Source organism: Cricetibacter osteomyelitidis (assembly GCF_004340985.1).
Classification (GTDB): Bacteria; Pseudomonadota; Gammaproteobacteria; order Enterobacterales; family Pasteurellaceae; genus Cricetibacter; species Cricetibacter osteomyelitidis.
Map to the genome: position 1 here is coordinate 24,565 of NZ_SLYB01000002.1, position 18,556 is coordinate 43,120.

Genomic DNA, 18,556 nt, shown 5'->3' on the forward strand with positions numbered 1-18,556 from the left:
TTCAAAAGTTTATTTTGTATTTGTTGAAATATTCAGCATATAACGACAAAATAAAAAAGCGACTAATGTGATTTAGCCGCTATAGACATTATGTTAATTCCGTTTTCAACTTCAACAACAACGCATCGCAACACTGATCCAACAATTCATAAGTCTGTGCAAAATTGCCGGAATACCAAGGGTCGGGGATGTGATCGTAAGCAAGATCGGGGCAAAGTGCGGTGATTTTAAATAATTTTTCCGGATGTCTGCCGAATAAGCGTTCGAGATCACGTAAATTACTGTCGTCCATGGCAATAATATAGTCAAATTGTTGCCAATCACTCATTCGAACTTTGCGGCTGACGAATCCACGGCTGTCAATGTTATGCAGATCCAGCATATCTGCCGTGCCGCAATGCATTCCGTCACCGTCGTGATAACCTGCCGTGCCTGCACTGGCGGTAAAAATACGATTATCCAAATGCGCTTTCTTTACTTTATCGAGCATTATAAATTCCGCCATTGGAGAACGGCAAATATTGCCTAGGCAGACAAAGAGAATATGGATTCTGGGTTTCATATTATTTCCTGTAAATCGTTTTATCTTTAACATTAAATAAAAATGCTAATAATAGTTATTTTCAACTAAATATTTCTAAATAAACCAATAATATAAGTGCGGTGAAAAAAAGTAAAATTTTTATGATCTTAATCAAAATTTGAGCGAATTACCCCTACCTTTTCCGAGGTATTTTCCTTATCCTTACAAAAAACAGGGTTATAGGTCTATACCCACAAACGGATTTGTGCTTTTTATAAAACATTCTGTTTTTTCTTTTTATAAAATTTGACAAATCCGAAAGAGTTTTAATTTTTTGTTGTAAACAATCAGAAATGGGGGACATATGAACCGATTCGTTATCGGCGATCCCAAAGACTGTATTGGTTGTAACACTTGCATGGCCGCATGCAGCGAAACCCATAAAGCCTTCGGATTGCAATCTTTTCCACGCTTACAGGTGATGCGTAATGACGACATCACTGTTCCTATCTTATGCCGTCACTGCGATGACGCACCTTGTGCCACTGTTTGTCCCGTGCATGCGATCACGCACAAGAACGATACCATTCAACTTAACGAAAGTCTTTGTATCGGCTGTAAATTATGCGGTATTGCTTGTCCGTTCGGTGCAATTACCCAACATGGCAGCACCGCTATTGATGCACCGGCTTATTATGAGCATTTCACTTTTGCCGATGCAGTGAAAAGGGACATCCGTACCGCACCGGATAATAGTAATGTACATAATATGCTGGCTTGGCAACCTGGTGTGAAAGCCATCGCTATTAAGTGCGATTTGTGCTATTTCCGTGAAGAGGGTCCGGCTTGTGTGCAAACCTGTCCGACAAAAACCTTATTCTTAATCAGTGACGAAAGTATTCAACAAGCAAATCAAGCGAAACGTGAATCGGCGATGATCAATTCACCGGCTATTCCCCATTAATTGATTTTTGCTTATTGCATCAATGGAGTGAATTATGGGTACAATTACTTTACTCATCACTGCCTTGATAGTGTATGTTGCAGGTGCGTTCGCTTCGCTGTGGGTTAAACGGAACGAACAACTTTCAATCAATCTATCCGGTATTGCCAGTATTATTGGCGGTGTTTTAGGCATTGTTGCCGTTGCACCGGTACTATTCGGCAGTGAAACGATAACAGACACATTCAAAACGCCTTTTGAATTCGCCGATTTTTCCCTGCGAATCGACGGTTTGGCGGCTTTTATGGTGTGTGTGATTTCTTTGTTGGTGGTGGTCAGTGCCATTTATTCCTTTGCTTATGTGCAGGAATACAAAGGTAAAGGAGCCGGTTCAATGGGATTCTTTATGAATCTGTTTATTGCTTCGATGATCGCCCTTGTTACCACCGATAACGCGTTCTACTTTTTAGTCTTTTTTGAAATGATGTCTTTGGCATCATACTTTTTAGTGCTCACCGAACAAGACGACAACGCCACCAACGCCGGTTTGTTATATTTCTTTATTGCACACGCCGGTTCCGTGTTGATTATGATCGCCTTCTTTATTTTCTATTGCTATGCCGGCAGTTTTGAATTTGCCGCTTTCCGTCAAACATCCCTTTCTACGCCTTTAGCCTTTACCGTATTTATCCTTGCATTCTTAGGTTTTGGGGCAAAAGCCGGGATGATTCCGTTGCACGGTTGGCTGCCGAAAGCACACCCTGCCGCACCGTCTCACGCTTCCGCCTTAATGTCCGGTGTAATGGTGAAAATCGGGGTGTTCGGTATTATCAAAGTAGGCATTGATCTGCTTGGTGCGGATAATCTTTGGTATGGCGTAATTGTGTTGGCTTTCGGTGCGGTATCATCGGTGCTTGGCGTGCTTTATGCCTTGGCGGAACACGATATCAAACGCTTATTGGCTTATCACACGGTGGAAAACGTCGGCATTATTATGATGGGCGTGGGGGTAGGTATGATCGGTATTGCCCTTAAAAATCCGATACTTGCCACCGTGGGCTTGCTCGGCGGTTTATATCACTTGCTCAACCATGCGGTATTCAAAGGCTTATTATTCTTAGGTGCGGGATCGATTATGTATCGGCTGCACAGTAAAGATATGGATTTAATGGGCGGTTTGGGTAAATTAATGCCCTATACGGCGTTGTGTTTCTTAATCGGTACCATGGCGATTTCCGCATTACCGCCGTTTAACGGCTTTGTGAGTGAATGGTTTACTTATCAATCTTTGTTTACACTCAGCCAAAGCGATGACATTGTACTTAAATTAGCCGGTCCTATTGCCATTATTATGCTTGCTTTAACCGGGGCGTTAGCGGCACTTTGTTTCGTGAAAGTCTATGGTATCAGCTTTGGCGGCGCACCACGCAGCGAAAAAGCCGCACAGGCTCGTGAAGTACCAATGCCGATGGTAGCGGCAATGGCAATTTTAGCGGTACTTTGTATATTATTGGGCATCGGAGCATCGGTGATTACACCGATAATTGCCAAGATTTCCACCGCACTTTCCGGCTTAAACGGATTTCCGCTTGCAGAAAACGGAGTTGTAGTCGCCGGTTCCCAACCGACAACCGCACTTTCAACACCAATGGTTGCCATTATGTTGATTGCTTTCTTTGCCGTACCGTTTGCTTATTATGCGATGACCAAACAATCCCGTTTGGCAGATACCAACAAAGGCAATCCTTGGGCTTGCGGTTATGCCTATGAAATGGATATGGCAACATCCGCCGGCGGTTTCACCCGTCCGTTACGCACAATGTTCAAACCGCTTTATACCATTCGTAAAACCCTGGACATTGCACCAATCAGTAATAAAGCCATTCAAGCGACCATTAAAGGTGCAACCAAAGCCGAACCGGTGTGGGAAGATAAAGTCACCATGCCGATTGCCCGCTTGATTCCTTGGATTGCCGACAAACTTCAATGGTTGCAAGCCGGTGATTTCCGCTTGTATTGTGTTTACTTTGTGATTGCACTGGTTATTTTATTAACCGTTGCCGCAACATTATAAGGGGGCAATGATGATTACGTTACCTTCAGAAATTGCCACATCAGGCGGTATGTTGCTGTTAGGCATTGTGCAAGCGTTGATTTTACTCGCTCTCGCACCGTTATTCAGTGGCATTTCCCGCTTTATTCGTGCAAGAATACAATCTCGCCGCGGTGCGGGTATCTTACAGGATTATCGCGACATTGCGAAATTAATGAAACGGCAAAACATTTTACCGGATAATGCCGGTATAGTATCAAAAGTAATGCCTTATGTGTTAATCAGCACCGTTATGGTGATCGCAATGGCATTGCCGTTATTCACCTTGGCTTCCCCCTTCGGGGCAGGCGGTGATTTAATTACCGCTATTTACCTGTTCGCTTTATTCCGCTTCTTTTTCTCTATTGCGGGGTTAGACAGCAATAGTTCGTTCTCAAGCATTGGCGCAAGCCGCGAAGTGACATTAGGCGTGTTGGTAGAACCGATTTTAATGCTCTCATTATTGGTGATTGCCTTAATTGCCGGTTCCACACATTTTGGCGTAATTTCCACCGCACTTTCCGGATCGGTCGTCGGGTTCGGCAGTCCATTGCCGATGGCAACTTTTGTTGCCGTGCTTGCCTGCGGTTTTGCAGTGTTTATCGAAATGGGCAAAATTCCCTTCGATTTGGCAGAAGCAGAACAAGAATTGCAAGAAGGCCCACTCACAGAATATTCCGGCCCGTCCTTAGCATTAATCAAAATCGGCATCGGTTTGAAATCTGTGGTGGTGGCTTCACTGTTTGTCAGCCTATTATTGCCATTCGGTGCTGCACAAGAACTCACTATAAGTGCGGTCGTTTTTGGGGCAATTTGGTTCTTTATCAAATTACTGGTGGTATTCGTGTTGGCTTGTGTGTTTGAAAACACCTTGTCCCGTACCCGTTTTATGCTGACCGGGCGCTTAACCATTGTGGGCTTCGGTATTTCCGTATTTGCCTTTATGTTTTATTTAATCGGATTGTAAGGGGGATGAAATGGAAACTTTAGCTCTGATTACAATCATTCTACCGTTCATTGGGGCGTTTTTGGTGGGGGTCGGTAAAAACGGCTTTCCGAAATTAGCCGTGTTATTTTCTGCCTTAACCACCTTATGCACAGTTTGCCTTGCGGGGCAATGGTATATGAACGGAGCAGTATCAATCAGCTATGATTACATCACTTTCGGCAGTGCGGTAATTTTCGGTGTTACCTTAGATGCAGTCAGCACTTTAATTGCTGTTGCCGTCGTCGGTTTAGGCTTTTTGATCATCACCTATTCCTGTGGTTATTTAACCGATAAGAATCGCGAGCATCCGCATAACGGTTTACCGCGTTTTTATGCTTTCTTACTGATTTTTGTGGGTGCGATGGCAGGTTTGGTTTATTCATCCACCTTGCTCGGTCAATTACTGTTCTTTGAAATTACCGGTGCTTGCTCTTGGGGATTAATCAGCTACTATCAATCGGAAAAAGCCAAAGCCGCTGCGATGAAAGCCTTGATTATTACGCATGTAGGGGCAATTGGTTTATATTTGGCCGCCGCATACTTATACAGCCAATCCGGCACTTTCTCCGTTACTGCCTTGGAACAGCTTGATCCGACAGCCAAAACCATTGTGTTATTCGGTGTGATGTTTGCCGCTTGGGGTAAATCCGCACAACTGCCAATGCAAATTTGGTTGCCGAATGCTATGGAAGCACCGACACCGGTGAGTGCTTATTTGCACGCGGCATCTATGGTGAAAGTGGGCGTTTATATTTTCGCAAGAGCGGTCTATTCTGCGGGAGAAATTCCAAGTATCGTAGGCGAAGTGGGGATCATTATGGCGATGATCACATTAATTTACGGTTTCTTGATGTACTTGCCGCAAACGGACTTAAAACGTTTACTTGCCTATTCCACCATTACCCAACTGGCGTATATTTTCATCGGGTTATCCTTATTTGCACTCGGTTCCAAACTGGCATTTGTAGCCGCCATTGCCTACATTTTTAACCACGCCTTTGCGAAAAGTTTGTTTTTCTTGGTCGCAGGTTCCTTGGCTTATGCCACCGGCACGCGTTCTATGCCTTTATTGCAAGGTATTATGCGTACCATGCCGATTGTGGGGACAGGATTTGGCATTGCGGCATTGGCTATTGCCGGTGTGCCGCCGTTTAACGGATTTTTCAGTAAATTCCCGTTATTCGCCGCCGGGTTTGAATTAGGCTCACAATATACATGGATCACCCTGTTAATGGTAATCGCATTGATTGAAAGCACCGCAACCTTTGTGTGGCTGTTGTATAAATTCGGTCAATGTGTGGTGGGCAAACCGTCCGAAGCCGTTGCACAAGCCCAACCGTTACCGTTATCCATGAGTGCGGTATTGGTGGTGTTAATGGTGATGTCCGTTTGTTCCGGCTTTATCGCCGCTTACTGGCTCCAATTTTTAGGATAAGGGGGAAACTATGTTAATGATTAATACCCTGGCCGGCTTATTGATTTTAACCTCACTACTGGTGATTATCGCCAAAACGGCGAAAAAAGCCGCCGCACTTTATGCCTTACAATCCTTGGTGTTGGTATCTATATTTGTTTATCTTGCGGGAGAATTGCAGGCACATTCTCTTTATATGTGGTCAATCGGTGCGTTTATCACTAAAGTCATTATCGTGCCGGCAATTTTGCTCTATGCCACTAAAAAATTGGATGAAAGTGCGGTGCCAAACGGTATCAATTCTGCCTGGCTGATTCCTATTGTGGCAGTCATTGTGGTGGTGTGCTACTGGGTGGTTGCACCGTTGCAAGTACCGTTAGCGGCACATTTAAAACCGGCCTTATCAGTTTCATTAAGTCACTTTTTAATCGGCGTATTGTGTATTGTCAGCCAACGCAATATTTTGAAACAAGTGTTCGGCTATTGTCTGATGGAAAACGGCTCTCATTTAACCTTGGCGTTATTGGCAAGCGATGCACCGGAATTGGTGGAAATCGGTATTGCCACCGATGCCTTGTTTGCCGTCATCATTATGGTGGTGCTAGTAAATAAAATTTACCGCACATTACACACCTTAGATGCCAAACAACTTACGGAATTGAAGGGGTAACATTATGTCTGAATGGATTTATGCATTACTAATCGCTCCGTTGGCGGTTTCCGTTGCCTGTTTCTTGATTAACAACAGCAAAAATCAGCCACTTTGCACCGCACTTCATGTCACCGGTATTGTATTAACGACAATTTTTGCCCTGTTAGTCATCAAAGACGTGTTGGTTCAAGGCAAAATTATCGCCATGGGTAACTGGATTTACATCGACAGTTTATCTGCGATTTTCATTGGTTTAATCGGTGTGGTAGGCAGCTTGGCAGCCATTTATTCCATCGGTTATATGAATCAGGAGTTAGCGGAAGGACATGTTGATTTCAAAACCTATGCAAACTATCACAGTTTGTTGCATTTATTCTTTTTCACCATGTTACTTTCTGTCACCACTAACAACATCATTTTAATGTGGGTGGGCATTGAAGCTACAACCTTAAGTTCTGCTTTCTTAGTGGGAACATATAAACAAAAAACCGCTTTGGAAGCCGCCTGGAAATACATCATCATTTGTTCCGTGGGCGTAGCGTTCGGTTTGTTCGGCACGATTTTAACTTTTGCCGATGCTAATCATTTGCTCAATGATCCGACACAAGCGATTTTCTGGTCCGCTATTAAAGAACACGCGGTGAATTTGAATCCGAGCTTAATGCACATTGCTTTTGTATTTATCTTAATCGGTTTCGGTACAAAATGCGGTTTGTTCCCGATGCACACTTGGCTGCCGGATGCACACAGTGAAGCACCGAGTCCGGTAAGTGCGGTGCTTTCTGCGGTACTTTTAAACTGTGCCATATTGGTCGTGCTACGTTACTATATTCTGGTTTCCCAAAGCGTGGGAGAAAGCTATGGGCAAACCCTGTTTTTGGTTTTCGGCTTGATTTCCGTAGCAGTGGCAGCGTTATTCATTATTGTCCAATCGGATATTAAACGAATGCTGGCTTATTCCAGTATAGAAAACATGGGACTGATTACTTTTGCTTTCGGCTTAGGCGGTCCAATCGGTATGTTTGCCGGTTTATTACACACCATCATGCACAGCCTTGCTAAAGCCTTGTTGTTCTGTGCTTCCGGTAACATTTTACTTAAATACCGCAGCCGTGACATTCAATATGTAAGCGGTTTATGGAAAACCATGCCGCTAACCGCCGTATTATTTGCCGGTGGTGCCTTGGCACTGAGCGGTATGCCGCCGTTCGGTATGTTTGTTAGTGAATTTGCCATTGTGGTCGCTGCGATTACATCGGGTAATATTTGGCTCGCCATTCTGTGTTTAATTTTCTTAACCATTGCCCTCGGGGGGTTAACCACGATGTTATTAAAAACCGTGTTGGGTAAACCGGCCGAAGGTGTGCAGGCTGGTGAGTTAAATAAACTTTCTGTTACTGTGCTGGCAATCTGTTTATTATCCTTATTTGTAGTAGGCATCCATATTGCAGATCCGCTTTTGCAATTATTAACGGACGCTGTGGGTATTATTTTAAGTCAGGATAACGTTTCATTCGGTGAATTGTTATTACCGTGGCAAAGTGTCACTCACTAGATCGACAGGAGGAAAAAATGGAATTAACGAAAAATACAACAGTCGATCAGACTCAAGCAAAAGGCAAACATTATATTGAAGCCGTGAACCAAAAATTTCCGCATACCATTTTGGAAGAGGAGTGGTCAACAGAAAATCAGGTGACGATCACGATTAAAACCAATATGTTGCCTGATGTGGTGGAATATTTGTATTACCAACACGAAGGTTGGCTGCCGATTGCTTTTGCCAATGACGAGCGTTCTATTCACGGTAATTTTGCGGTGTACTATGTACTTTCAATGGAAGGGGAAGTGAAAAGTTTTGTCACCGTGAAAGCCTTGGTGGATCCGGTCACGCAAGAATTTCCGTCCGTTACACCGCGAGTCAAAGCGGCGGTATGGGCAGAACGGGAAATGTTCGATATGTTCGGCTTAAAAGCCGTGGGCTTGCCGGATCAACGCCGTTTAGTGTTGCCGGACGATTGGCCTGATGATATTTACCCATTGCGTAAAGATTCGATGGATTACCGTTTACGTCCGGATCCGACAACCGCCACGGAAACCTATGAATTCATCAACGAAAAAGGCGAAGCCCGTATAGTGCCAATCGGTCCGTTACACATAACATCCGACGAACCGGGACATTTCCGTTTATTTGTGGACGGGGAAGATATTATCGATGCGGATTACCGTTTGTTCTATGTTCACCGTGGTATGGAAAAACTGGCGGAAACCCGAATGGATTACGACCAAGTGACCTTCTTGGCCGACCGTGTATGCGGTATCTGCGGATTTACTCACAGCGTGGCATATTCCAATTCCGTTGAAAACGCATTGGGTATTCAAGTTCCGGTACGGGCTCAATGGATTCGGGCGATTTTATTGGAAGTGGAACGTTTGCACAGCCACTTATTGAACCTAGGGCTTTCCAGCCATTTCACCGGTTTTGATACAGGCTTTATGCAGTTTTTCCGTGTACGGGAAAAATCCATGACCTTGGCGGAAGTGTTAACCGGTGCCCGTAAAACCTACGGTATCAATCTAATCGGCGGTGTACGTCGCGATATGTTGAAACATCAACGGGAACAATGCGTAAAATTGATTAAAGAAATGCGGGAAGAAGTGAAAAATCTGGTGGATATTTTGCTCAACACGCCGAACATCAAACAACGCACCGTGGGCGTGGGAATTTTAGACAAACAAGTGGCTCGCGATTTCAGTCCGGTAGGGCCGATGGTGCGAGGTTCCGGTTTTACCCGTGATGTACGCAAAGTACATCCGTTCTCAGGTTACGGCGATGTACCGTTCCAAGTCTTCCACGAAGAAAACGGCGATGTGATGTCGCGAGTTTCCGTACGCATCAACGAAACCTTTGAAGCCATGAATATTATCGACTACATGGTGGATAATTTACCGAGCGGCGAATTACTCAATGAAGGTTTCAACTACACACCGGGACGTTTTGCGTTAGGTATTACCGAAGCACCGCGGGGTGAAGATATTCACTGGTCTATGCTCGGTGACAACCAAAAATTATTCCGCTGGCGTTGCCGTGCGGCGACTTACGCCAACTGGCCGACATTACGTTATATGTTGCGCGGTAATACGGTGTCCGATGCCCCATTGATTATCGGCAGTGTTGACCCTTGCTATTCCTGTACCGACCGCGTTACCGTGGTAGATGTACGCAAACGCAAAGCCAAAACCGTGGAATACAAAGAAATCGAACGCTACGGCATCGAACGTAAAAATTCACCGCTGAAATAGGCTGACTATAAGGAAACGGATTATGTTTAAATTACTGAAAACCGTCTTTAAAACAGGGGATGCCACGACGAAATATCCCTTCAAACCTTATGAAGTGGATCCTGATTTTCGCGGCAAACCGGAATTAAACGCCGATCAATGTATTGTGTGCGGTGCCTGCACTATCGCATGTCCCGCCAATGCCTTGACCATGAACACAAATCCTGTCGAAAACAACCGCACTTGGTCGTTATTCTTAGGCCGCTGCATATTCTGCGGACGTTGCGAAGAAGTGTGCCCGACCAAAGCCATTCGGCTGACCCAGGATTTTGAATTATCGGTCAAAAACAAACAGGATTTATACCAAGAAACCACATTTAATACGGCTATTTGCCCGCAATGCGGCGAGTCCTTTATTTCTGAAAAAGAACTCAACTACACCATTGATTTATTAAAACAGCAAGGCTTAACGGAAGCACAACTGGCACAACAATTATTAGTATTACGCACTTGTCCGAACTGCAAACGACAAAACAGTTTGGAAAAAACCGCAGAAATGGATCAGCATATCGCAATCCCATTGGCACAATTTGATCATGTGCACGCAATGCGTTAAGGAGAGACAGGATGAACACACAAATTCCTATGCCGGTAAACGGCATTTCAGCGCCATTCAGCATTGATGAAAACATTGCCAAAATGAAGCAGACATTGTTGAAAAACATCCAGCGTTCCGCCTATGTTTATCGGGTGGATTGCGGCGGTTGCAACGGTTGCGAAATCGAGATTTTCAGCACCATTACACCGACTTTCGATGCCGAACGGTTTGGCATTAAAGTGGTGGCTTCACCACGGCATGCCGATATTTTGCTGTTCACCGGTGCGGTGACACGTGCCATGCGGACACCGGCAATGCGGGCATATCAAGCGGCTCCCGATCCGAAAATCTGTATTTCTTATGGTGCTTGCGGTTGCGGCGGCGGTATATTCCACGATCTCTATTGCGTATGGGGCGGCAGCGATCAAATTGTGCCCATTGATGTGTATATTCCCGGTTGCCCGCCGACACCAGCCGCCACTATTTATGGGTTTGCTATGGCATTGGGATTGTTAGATCAAAAACTCAAAGGCAAACAAGAAATTGCCGATCCTAACGCAGCAGCAAAAGTACGATTCCCGACCATTCCTTATGATTTACGCATTACCCTTGAGCGGGAAGCCCGTCGCTTGGCGGGTTATCGTCAGGGCGGTGATATAGCCGATCATTTCATGGCAATGATGACGGAACAAAATAATGTGCCTTTCGGAGTACGTTTAGGGGAATTTTTAGAACGGGAAGCGGATCCACGCTTAAGCGAAATCGTCAATCGTCTGCATGCTATTAGTATGCCGTTTTCCGGTTAAGGCGATGTTATGAAAGTGTATTTTTATCTGTTAAACCAACGTTTTGTGGAAAACGACGGACAAGTACCGGATGCGGCTAAAGAAGTGATGTATTACTCTTTAGCCATCGGGCATCACGTCGGGGTGATTGATTGCTTTAAAAAATTGCTGATTTGTGATTATGACGATTATCAGCAATTTGTGAACAGTTTTCCTGAAGGGGAAGCCCGTCGCAAATTTGCCGGTTTAATGAAATTCGGTGAAATCGTCATCGACAGCAGCCATGTGAACTTATTGGCAAAAGCCTTAGATGAAAATAAAGCCCGTTTCAGTGCAACGCATCAACAATGGGCAGAGATTTTAATGGGTACACTGGCTGCAATCCAGCAAGAACCGGTGATGTATATCATGGTGAAACGATGCGATGAATAAAGAAAATTTACTACTTACCGTAGGCAATTCATTAATGGGTGATGATGCCGCAGGCCCTTATCTGTATCGACTGATGAATGAAAATCCATTGGAAAATTGGACCGCACTTGACGGCGGTTCCGCGCCGGAAAATCACGCCCATACCGTGCGGGCGATGAAACCGAAAAACCTGATAATTGTCGATGCCAGCGATATGAATCTGGAACCGGGAGAAATCCGTATTATCGACAAGGACCTAATCGCCGAAATGTTCTTTATGAGCACACATAATATGCCACTCAATTTCTTAATTGAGCAGTTGGAAGCAGATATTCCGAATATTGTGTTTATCGGTATTCAGCCGGATTTAGTGTCTTTCGGTTTTCCGCTCACAGAGAAAGTCAAAAGTGCGGTTAATTTTCTGTATGATTTAATAAAAAACAATGCCTTAGATCGCATTGAAGCGTTATAACACAACGCAAAAAGAATTTGATGAAAAGTGGTTTTAAATCAATAAATCCCTATTTTTTGTGGGTGAATATGCCGAATTTAGGCATATGATAACAATAGGATTTTATTTTTACATAAACAAAAAGGACGTGCATTATGAAAAAAGTAATAACTGTCTGTCCGTATTGCGCTTCGGGTTGTAAGATCAATTTATTGGTCGAAAACAACAAAATTGTGGGTGCCGAAGGTGCAAACGGCAAAACCAATGAGGGAGAACTCTGCCTCAAAGGTTATTACGGTTGGGATTTCGTTCACGATACAAAAATCCTGACTCCTCGTTTAACGCAACCGATGATTCGCTACAAACGCGGTGAAGCCTTTACACCGGTCAGTTGGGACGAAGCGATTTCTTATACGGCAAAACGCCTGAGTGAAATCAAAGAAAAGTATGGCAACGAAAGTATTATGGTGACCGGTTCATCCCGCGGGCCGGGCAATGAAGTGAACTATGTCATGCAAAAATTTGCCCGTGCGGTATTAAGAAATAACAACGTTGACTGTTGTGCGCGCGTTTGACACGGCCCTTCTGTAACAGGTCTGCTCAAATCGGTCGGAAACGGCGCAATGTCCAACTCAATCGTTGAAATTGAAGATACCAAATGTGTCTTTATCTTTGGTTATAACGCCTCAACATCACACCCTATTGTGGCTCGTCGTATTAATCACGCCAAAGCCAAAGGGGCAAAAATCATTGTTTGCGATCCGCGTAAAATCGAAACTGCCCGTTTGGCAGATATTTACGCACCATTGGCAAACGGCAGTAACGTGGCATTCTTAAATGCTATGATGAACGTGATTTTGGAAGAAGGCTTGCAAGATCAAAAATTCATTGACGAACATACGGAAAATTTTGATGCATTCCGTGAAATCGTCAGTGCTTACACACCGGAATCCACTCAGCATATTACCGGTATCGAACCGCAAATGTTGCGTGAAATCGCCCGCACTTATGCTAAAGCGGAAACCGCCACTATCTTGTGGGGTATGGGGGTCTGCCAATTCAAACAAGGGGTGGAAACCGTGCGTGCCTTGGCAAGTTTGGCAATGCTAACGGGTAATCTCGGCAAACCGAATGTGGGTGTGAACCCTGTGCGTGGTCAAAATAACGTACAAGGGGCTTGCGATATGGGAGCGTTATTTAACACCTTGCCGGGCTATCAAAGTTTTAAAGACCCTGAAACCAATGCGAAATTCGCCAAAGCCTGGGGAATTCCGGAATTAAATCCGAATCCGGGCATACCGCTTAGTGAAGTGCCGGAAGCCATTATGGAAGATAAAATCAAAGCCTTCTATATTATGGGTGAAGATACTCTGCAAACGGAACCGGATATCAATGCGGTGAAAGAAGCCTTTAAGAAAGTGGAATTCTTAGTGGTGCAAGACATCTTTATGACACAAACCGCCGCCGAAGCGGACGTGTTATTGCCAGCCACATCCTGTGCGGAACACGAAGGCGTGTACAGTGCCGCCGACCGAGGTTTCCAACGTTTCTATAAAGCCGTTGAACCGACCGGTGATGTGAAAGATGACTGGGTCATTATCAGCGAAATCGCTACCGCGATGGGTTACCCGATGCACTACAACAACACCAAAGAAATTTGGGACGAACTGCGCGGACTTTGCCCTATTTACAAAGGTGCAACCTACGAAAAAATGGAAGGCTTGGGCTACATTCAATGGCCTTGTACTGACGAAAGTCCTGAAGATCAAGGTACGCAATGGCTGTATAAAGACCAAATCTTTGATCGCCCGAACGGCAAAGCGGAATTTTTCGCTTGCGACTGGGAACCGCCGATGGAATCTGTCAGCGAAGAATTCCCATTGGTGCTTTCCACCGTACGGGAAGTGGGACATTATTCCTGCCGTTCAATGACCGGTAACTGCCGAGCCTTGGCCGCTCTCGCAGACGAACCGGGATTTGTACAAATGAATGACCAAGATGCGAAAGCACTAGGCATTAAGAATAATGATTTGGTATGGATTTCATCATCCCGCGGCAAAGTCATCAGTCGTGCTGATGTGAGCACCCGAACTAACCGCGGAGCTTGTTACATGACCTACCAATGGTGGATCGGAAAATGTAACGAACTCACCGCCGAACATTTGAATCCGGGTTCAAGAACACCGGAATACAAATACAGTGCGGTACGCATCGATAAAATCGACGATCAAAATTGGGCGGAACACTATGTTGTCACCGAATACACCAATTTGAAAAATCATTTAAAACAAACCGCACTTGTGGCGTAAATATAAGCATAAAGGGGCGATATAATGTCGCCCCTTTCGTATCACTTCACCGCCATTTCCCGAATCCGCAATTCATCGCCGCTTTGACGTTGTAAATGCGGGCTTTGGCAAATGGGGCAACAATCGTGATGAGCTTGAATTTCCACCATTTTTTTACAATGCCAGCACCAGGCTTGGGCAGCAATAGGGATTAAGTGCAATTTGCAGCCTTCCGCCACAGTGTCTTTGCAACTTATTTCAAAACAAAATTCCAAAGCACTGGATTCGACACAAGATAATGCCCCAATTTCCACCCACAAGTCCGTCACTTGTTTGACATTGTGATCGCGGCATTGCTGTTCGATGATTTCCATCATATTTTGACAAAGCGATAATTCGTGCATAGCTATCCTTAAATCCCGCTAACTCGTTAGAAGTATAATATTGTTTTCATTTTATTTTTGTGATCTCCATCAACTTTAAAAAATATAATTATGTTATGCTTATTTCATTAAACGACCGAACAAATCGGAGATATATTATGTGTTCAACCTGTGGTTGCGGACACCCGGATCAAGTCCGCATCGGCGAATTACCCCATACTCACGCATCGGAACAAAAAAGTGCGGTGAAAAAAACAGATTTTTCGCATTTTACCTTTCATGTCGCTCAAACCAATCCTGATGAAGCCCAAGCAATGCAGACTCGTTTGCTTAAAGTGGAACAAGATGTACTCGGCAAAAACAATAAAATCGCCGAAAACAACCGTACTTTTTTCCATAAGCAGCAAATTTCAGTCTTCAATCTGGTTTCCAGCCCCGGATCCGGCAAAACCACGTTATTAACCACCACACTTAACGCCTTGAAAAATCAGCGTAATTGTTATGTTATTGAAGGCGATCAACAAACAGAAAACGATGCGGATCGCATTCGAGCTACCGGCATACCCGCTATTCAGGTGAATACGGGCAAAGGCTGTCATTTAGATGCGCAGATGATCAGCGAAGCCATTGTAAAATTACAACCTGTTGAAAACAGCCTGCTATTTATCGAAAACGTAGGAAATTTGGTGTGTCCGTCAGAGTTTGATCTCGGCGAAAAAGCCAAAGTGGTGATTTTATCCGTGACCGAAGGGGAAGATAAACCCTTGAAATATCCCCATATGTTTGCCGCATCGAAACTGATGATTTTAAACAAAACGGATCTATTGCCTTATTTACAATTTGATGTGGAAAAATGCTTGGCTTATGCCAAACAAGTAAACCCTGAGATTGAAATTATCCAACTGTCCGCCACCACCGGTGAAGGTTTGGAACGCTGGTTAAATTGGTTGCAAAAGGATTAATTTATGCAATTTGTGGATGAATTCCGCGATCCGAAGCTGGCTAAGGATTTAGTAGCAAAATTGCAAAATCTCATGCAAAAACTACCGCACTTTAATAAGCAAAATCCTTTGTATTTAATGGAAGTGTGCGGCGGACATACGCATACCATTTTTAAATTCGGTTTAGACCGCATTTTGCCGGAAAGTATTGAATTTATTCACGGCCCCGGTTGTCCTGTGTGTGTATTACCCATGGGACGGATTGATGTATGCATTGAAATTGCGGAAAAATCTGATGTAATTTTCTGTACATTCGGTGATGCCATGCGGGTGAAAGGTCGCAAAGGGTCATTATTGGAAGCCAAAGCTCGCGGGGCGGATGTGCGGATTGTTTATTCGCCGTTAGATGCTTTGAACATTGCGGTGAATAATCCCCATAAAAAAGTGGTATTTTTCTCGCTCGGTTTTGAAACCACCATGCCCAGTGCGGCGGTAACTATTCAACAAGCAGAAAAACAGCAAATAAAAAACTTTTGGATCGTATGCCAAAATATCACCATTATCCCGACACTTCGCAGCTTATTATCGCAAGATCAAATCAAAATCGACGGATTTATCGCACCGGGACATGTCAGCATGGTGATCGGATCCGATCCTTATCAAGACCTGTGCGAAAAGTTCCACAAACCCTTTGTGATCACCGGATTTGAACCATTGGATATTCTGCAATCCATCGTAATGCTGGTGCAGCAATTTGTGGACGGTCGATGCGAAATCGAAAATCAATATAAACGCATTGTACACAGCCACGGCAACCAACTGGCTCAACAAGTCATGCAAGCCGTATTTCAACTAAAATCCAGCAGCGAATGGCGGGGCTTGGGCGAAATTGCAGAATCCGGCGTGGAACTCACACCGGCATATCGCCGTTTTGATGCGGAAACCTATTTCAACAGCCAACCGCAGCAAGTGGCGGACGACCCCAATTCCCGTTGCGGCGATGTACTCACAGGCAAATGCAAACCGGCAGATTGCCCGCTGTTTGCCGCACAATGTAATCCCGATAATGCTTACGGTGCATTAATGGTATCATCCGAAGGGGCTTGTGCCGCCTACTATCAATACAGACGAGAATAGGATTTCATTATGACCGATTTTATCACCATGGCTCACGGCAACGGTGGTGCAGCAATGCAGCAGCTGATCAGCGATTATTTCGTACAGGCCTTTGCCAACCCGATTTTGACTCAAGGCGAAGACCAAGCCCGCTTGAGTTTGGCTGAATTAAGCTCGCAAGGCAATCAGCTTGCTTTCAGCACGGATAGCTTTGTGATTGATCCGATTTTCTTTCCCGGCGGCGATATCGGCAAACTGGCAGTATGCGGCACGGCTAATGATATTGCAGTATGCGGTGCCATACCAAAATATCTTTCCTGTGGTTTTATTTTGGAAGAAGGCTTGCCGCTCGATACGCTGAAACAAATTATTCAATCCATAGCAAAAACCTGTGCCGAACACGGGATTCAAGTGGTCACCGGCGATACCAAAGTGGTGCAGAAAAGCGCTGTAGATAAGATTTTTATCAACACATCAGGCATTGGCGTGATTCCGGTTCAACTGGACTGGGGAACCCATCGAATCGAAGCGGGCGACAGCATTATTGTGAGCGGCACACTGGGCGATCATGGTGCGACAATTTTAAATTTACGGGAAAATCTCGGTATTCAGACCGCACTTGAAAGCGACTGTACAGTGCTTTCCCCATTGATTGATAGATTACGTGCCATCGACGGCGTGAAAGCTATTCGTGATGCCACTCGCGGTGGCGTGAATGCCGTATTGCACGAGTTCGCTCAGTCTCGTCAGCTCGGTATGCAGATTCAAGAAGAGTTATTGCCACTGCGTCAAGAAGTCCGCGGCATTTGTGAATTACTCGGTTTAGATCCGCTGAATTTTGCTAATGAAGGTAAATTAGTGATTATCGCCAAACCCGAAAAAACAACGGAAATTCTCACCGCACTTCACTCTCACCAACTAGGCAAAAATGCCGCCGTTATCGGTGAAGTCACCACCGATAAAAAAGTCCGTCTAATAGGCATTTTCGGTCAAAGCCGCTTATTGGATTTACCGACGAATGATCCATTGCCGAGAATTTGTTAGTTTTCACTCAGGTGAGTTATTCCGATACAATCCATAACTCACCATTCCCGTAGTTTTCTCTTTAAGCTGCTGCCAATGAGCAGGGATATTCAGTGACTGGTCTTTTTCAGTTTCGATGTAAATCAACGCATCCGCCTGCAGCCAGTTATTTTGCACTAATAAATCAACGGATTGTTGTGCCAAGCCGAAATGAAAGGGCGGATCGAGAAACACTATGTCAAAGTGCGGTTGGTTTTGCGGCTGTTTTAGAAATTCCAAACTATTTTGATTGATCACTTTCGCCTGATTTTCACCGCACTTTAAAATTTGCAGATTTTTATTTAGCTGACCGGCGACCGTTTTATCTAATTCCAGAAACGTCACCTGTTTGGCCTGGCGGGAAAGTGCTTCCAAACCCAACGAACCGCTGCCGGCAAAGCAATCCAAACAACAGGCATCCGCAATATATGGCATCAGCCAATTAAACAGCGTTTCTTTCACACGATCACCGGTGGGGCGTAGCCCTTGCGAAGTTAACACGGGCAGTTTTCGCCCTCTCCATAGCCCGGCAATGATACGCACTTCGCCTTTTGTTTGTTGGGTTTGCGGGGATTTTTTGTTTGATCTGACGGTTTTCATAAAAAATTATTATTTAACGATAAATCT

The 18,556-nt window shown here is 44.6% G+C and carries 18 protein-coding genes; 15 read left to right on the top strand and 3 right to left on the bottom strand.

All coding sequences use genetic code 11. The annotated features are described in order from the left end of the window. Positions 1-88: 88 nt before the first annotated feature. Positions 89-562, bottom strand: coding sequence for a low molecular weight protein-tyrosine-phosphatase (locus EDC44_RS01270; protein ID WP_131974586.1), 474 nt, complete (start codon positions 560-562; stop codon positions 89-91). A 325-nt stretch (positions 563-887) separates the two neighbouring features. On the opposite strand from EDC44_RS01270, the gene EDC44_RS01275 reads away from it, so the two are divergent. From EDC44_RS01275 to fdhF, 12 genes are all read left to right on the top strand, one after another. Further along, a complete protein-coding gene (locus tag EDC44_RS01275; RefSeq protein ID WP_131974588.1) occupies positions 888-1,487 on the top strand; it encodes a 4Fe-4S dicluster domain-containing protein in 600 nt (199 codons plus the stop codon). Positions 1,488-1,521: 34 nt separating this feature from the next. Further along, positions 1,522-3,540 carry a hydrogenase 4 subunit B gene (gene hyfB / locus EDC44_RS01280; RefSeq protein WP_424275969.1) on the top strand — a complete coding sequence of 673 codons (2,019 nt, stop codon included), beginning with the start codon at positions 1,522-1,524 and terminating at the stop codon, positions 3,538-3,540. 10 nt (positions 3,541-3,550) lie between these two features. Beyond that, positions 3,551-4,525 (top strand): respiratory chain complex I subunit 1 family protein, encoded by a 975-nt coding sequence (locus EDC44_RS01285; RefSeq protein WP_131974838.1) that lies wholly within the window; start codon positions 3,551-3,553, stop codon positions 4,523-4,525. A 10-nt stretch (positions 4,526-4,535) separates the two neighbouring features. Continuing rightward, the gene (locus EDC44_RS01290; RefSeq protein WP_131974592.1) at positions 4,536-5,981 is read left to right on the top strand and encodes a hydrogenase 4 subunit D; all 1,446 of its coding nucleotides are present in this window, start codon (positions 4,536-4,538) and stop codon (positions 5,979-5,981) included. 10 nt (positions 5,982-5,991) lie between these two features. Then, complete coding sequence (gene hyfE / locus EDC44_RS01295) at positions 5,992-6,630, top strand: hydrogenase 4 membrane subunit (protein ID WP_131974594.1); 639 nt, start codon at positions 5,992-5,994, stop codon at positions 6,628-6,630. A 1-nt stretch (position 6,631) separates the two neighbouring features. Then, positions 6,632-8,167, top strand: coding sequence for a hydrogenase 4 subunit F (locus EDC44_RS01300; protein ID WP_131974596.1), 1,536 nt, complete (start codon positions 6,632-6,634; stop codon positions 8,165-8,167). A 17-nt stretch (positions 8,168-8,184) separates the two neighbouring features. Then, a complete protein-coding gene (locus EDC44_RS01305) occupies positions 8,185-9,915 on the top strand; it encodes a hydrogenase large subunit (RefSeq protein ID WP_131974598.1) in 1,731 nt (576 codons plus the stop codon). Between the two features lie 22 nt (positions 9,916-9,937). Then, positions 9,938-10,510, top strand: a complete 573-nt coding sequence (locus EDC44_RS01310; RefSeq protein WP_131974600.1) for a formate hydrogenlyase complex iron-sulfur subunit — start codon at positions 9,938-9,940, stop codon at positions 10,508-10,510. Positions 10,511-10,521: 11 nt separating this feature from the next. Continuing rightward, on the top strand, positions 10,522-11,298 hold the full coding sequence (locus EDC44_RS01315) for an NADH-quinone oxidoreductase subunit B family protein (RefSeq protein ID WP_131974602.1): 777 nt from the start codon (positions 10,522-10,524) through the stop codon (positions 11,296-11,298). A 9-nt stretch (positions 11,299-11,307) separates the two neighbouring features. Beyond that, positions 11,308-11,709, top strand: a complete 402-nt coding sequence (locus EDC44_RS01320; protein ID WP_131974604.1) for a formate hydrogenlyase maturation HycH family protein — start codon at positions 11,308-11,310, stop codon at positions 11,707-11,709. After that, on the top strand, positions 11,702-12,160 hold the full coding sequence (gene hycI, locus EDC44_RS01325) for a hydrogenase maturation peptidase HycI (RefSeq protein ID WP_131974606.1): 459 nt from the start codon (positions 11,702-11,704) through the stop codon (positions 12,158-12,160). Before EDC44_RS01320 ends, hycI begins: the two co-directional genes overlap by 8 nt. A gap of 134 nt (positions 12,161-12,294) precedes the next feature. Continuing rightward, positions 12,295-14,448, top strand: a complete 2,154-nt coding sequence (gene fdhF / locus EDC44_RS01330; RefSeq protein ID WP_131974608.1) for a formate dehydrogenase subunit alpha — start codon at positions 12,295-12,297, stop codon at positions 14,446-14,448. Positions 14,449-14,489: 41 nt separating this feature from the next. On the opposite strand, the gene hypA is transcribed toward fdhF, so the two are convergent. Continuing rightward, positions 14,490-14,831 carry a hydrogenase maturation nickel metallochaperone HypA gene (gene hypA, locus EDC44_RS01335; protein WP_131974610.1) on the bottom strand — a complete coding sequence of 114 codons (342 nt, stop codon included), beginning with the start codon at positions 14,829-14,831 and terminating at the stop codon, positions 14,490-14,492. A gap of 137 nt (positions 14,832-14,968) precedes the next feature. On the opposite strand from hypA, the gene hypB reads away from it, so the two are divergent. From hypB to hypE, 3 genes are read left to right on the top strand one after another with little or no spacing between them, the layout of a single operon-like run. Continuing rightward, positions 14,969-15,772, top strand: coding sequence for a hydrogenase nickel incorporation protein HypB (gene hypB / locus EDC44_RS01340; protein WP_131974612.1), 804 nt, complete (start codon positions 14,969-14,971; stop codon positions 15,770-15,772). A gap of 3 nt (positions 15,773-15,775) precedes the next feature. Then, positions 15,776-16,888, top strand: coding sequence for a hydrogenase formation protein HypD (gene hypD / locus EDC44_RS01345; RefSeq protein ID WP_131974614.1), 1,113 nt, complete (start codon positions 15,776-15,778; stop codon positions 16,886-16,888). Between the two features lie 9 nt (positions 16,889-16,897). Beyond that, positions 16,898-17,911: a hydrogenase expression/formation protein HypE gene (gene hypE, locus EDC44_RS01350; protein WP_131974616.1), complete on the top strand. Its 1,014-nt coding sequence runs from the start codon at positions 16,898-16,900 to the stop codon at positions 17,909-17,911. Positions 17,912-17,914: 3 nt separating this feature from the next. Here hypE and rsmD read toward each other — a convergent pair whose 3' ends face one another. Further along, positions 17,915-18,529, bottom strand: coding sequence for a 16S rRNA (guanine(966)-N(2))-methyltransferase RsmD (gene rsmD / locus EDC44_RS01355; protein ID WP_131974618.1), 615 nt, complete (start codon positions 18,527-18,529; stop codon positions 17,915-17,917). Between the last annotated feature and the right edge of the window lie 27 nt (positions 18,530-18,556).

What these genes read in the sequence shown, in the direction of transcription:
- EDC44_RS01270 (WP_131974586.1), bottom strand. Translation starts at nt 562, where the DNA reads ATGAAACCCAGAATCCATATTCTCTTTGTCTGCCTAGGCAATATTTGC.
- EDC44_RS01275 (WP_131974588.1), top strand. Translation starts at nt 888, where the DNA reads ATGAACCGATTCGTTATCGGCGATCCCAAAGACTGTATTGGTTGTAAC.
- hyfB (WP_424275969.1), top strand. Translation starts at nt 1,522, where the DNA reads ATGGGTACAATTACTTTACTCATCACTGCCTTGATAGTGTATGTTGCA.
- EDC44_RS01285 (WP_131974838.1), top strand. Translation starts at nt 3,551, where the DNA reads ATGATTACGTTACCTTCAGAAATTGCCACATCAGGCGGTATGTTGCTG.
- EDC44_RS01290 (WP_131974592.1), top strand. Translation starts at nt 4,536, where the DNA reads ATGGAAACTTTAGCTCTGATTACAATCATTCTACCGTTCATTGGGGCG.
- hyfE (WP_131974594.1), top strand. Translation starts at nt 5,992, where the DNA reads ATGTTAATGATTAATACCCTGGCCGGCTTATTGATTTTAACCTCACTA.
- EDC44_RS01305 (WP_131974598.1), top strand. Translation starts at nt 8,185, where the DNA reads ATGGAATTAACGAAAAATACAACAGTCGATCAGACTCAAGCAAAAGGC.
- EDC44_RS01310 (WP_131974600.1), top strand. Translation starts at nt 9,938, where the DNA reads ATGTTTAAATTACTGAAAACCGTCTTTAAAACAGGGGATGCCACGACG.
- EDC44_RS01315 (WP_131974602.1), top strand. Translation starts at nt 10,522, where the DNA reads ATGAACACACAAATTCCTATGCCGGTAAACGGCATTTCAGCGCCATTC.
- EDC44_RS01320 (WP_131974604.1), top strand. Translation starts at nt 11,308, where the DNA reads ATGAAAGTGTATTTTTATCTGTTAAACCAACGTTTTGTGGAAAACGAC.
- hycI (WP_131974606.1), top strand. Translation starts at nt 11,702, where the DNA reads ATGAATAAAGAAAATTTACTACTTACCGTAGGCAATTCATTAATGGGT.
- hypA (WP_131974610.1), bottom strand. Translation starts at nt 14,831, where the DNA reads ATGCACGAATTATCGCTTTGTCAAAATATGATGGAAATCATCGAACAG.
- hypB (WP_131974612.1), top strand. Translation starts at nt 14,969, where the DNA reads ATGTGTTCAACCTGTGGTTGCGGACACCCGGATCAAGTCCGCATCGGC.
- hypD (WP_131974614.1), top strand. Translation starts at nt 15,776, where the DNA reads ATGCAATTTGTGGATGAATTCCGCGATCCGAAGCTGGCTAAGGATTTA.
- hypE (WP_131974616.1), top strand. Translation starts at nt 16,898, where the DNA reads ATGACCGATTTTATCACCATGGCTCACGGCAACGGTGGTGCAGCAATG.
- rsmD (WP_131974618.1), bottom strand. Translation starts at nt 18,529, where the DNA reads ATGAAAACCGTCAGATCAAACAAAAAATCCCCGCAAACCCAACAAACA.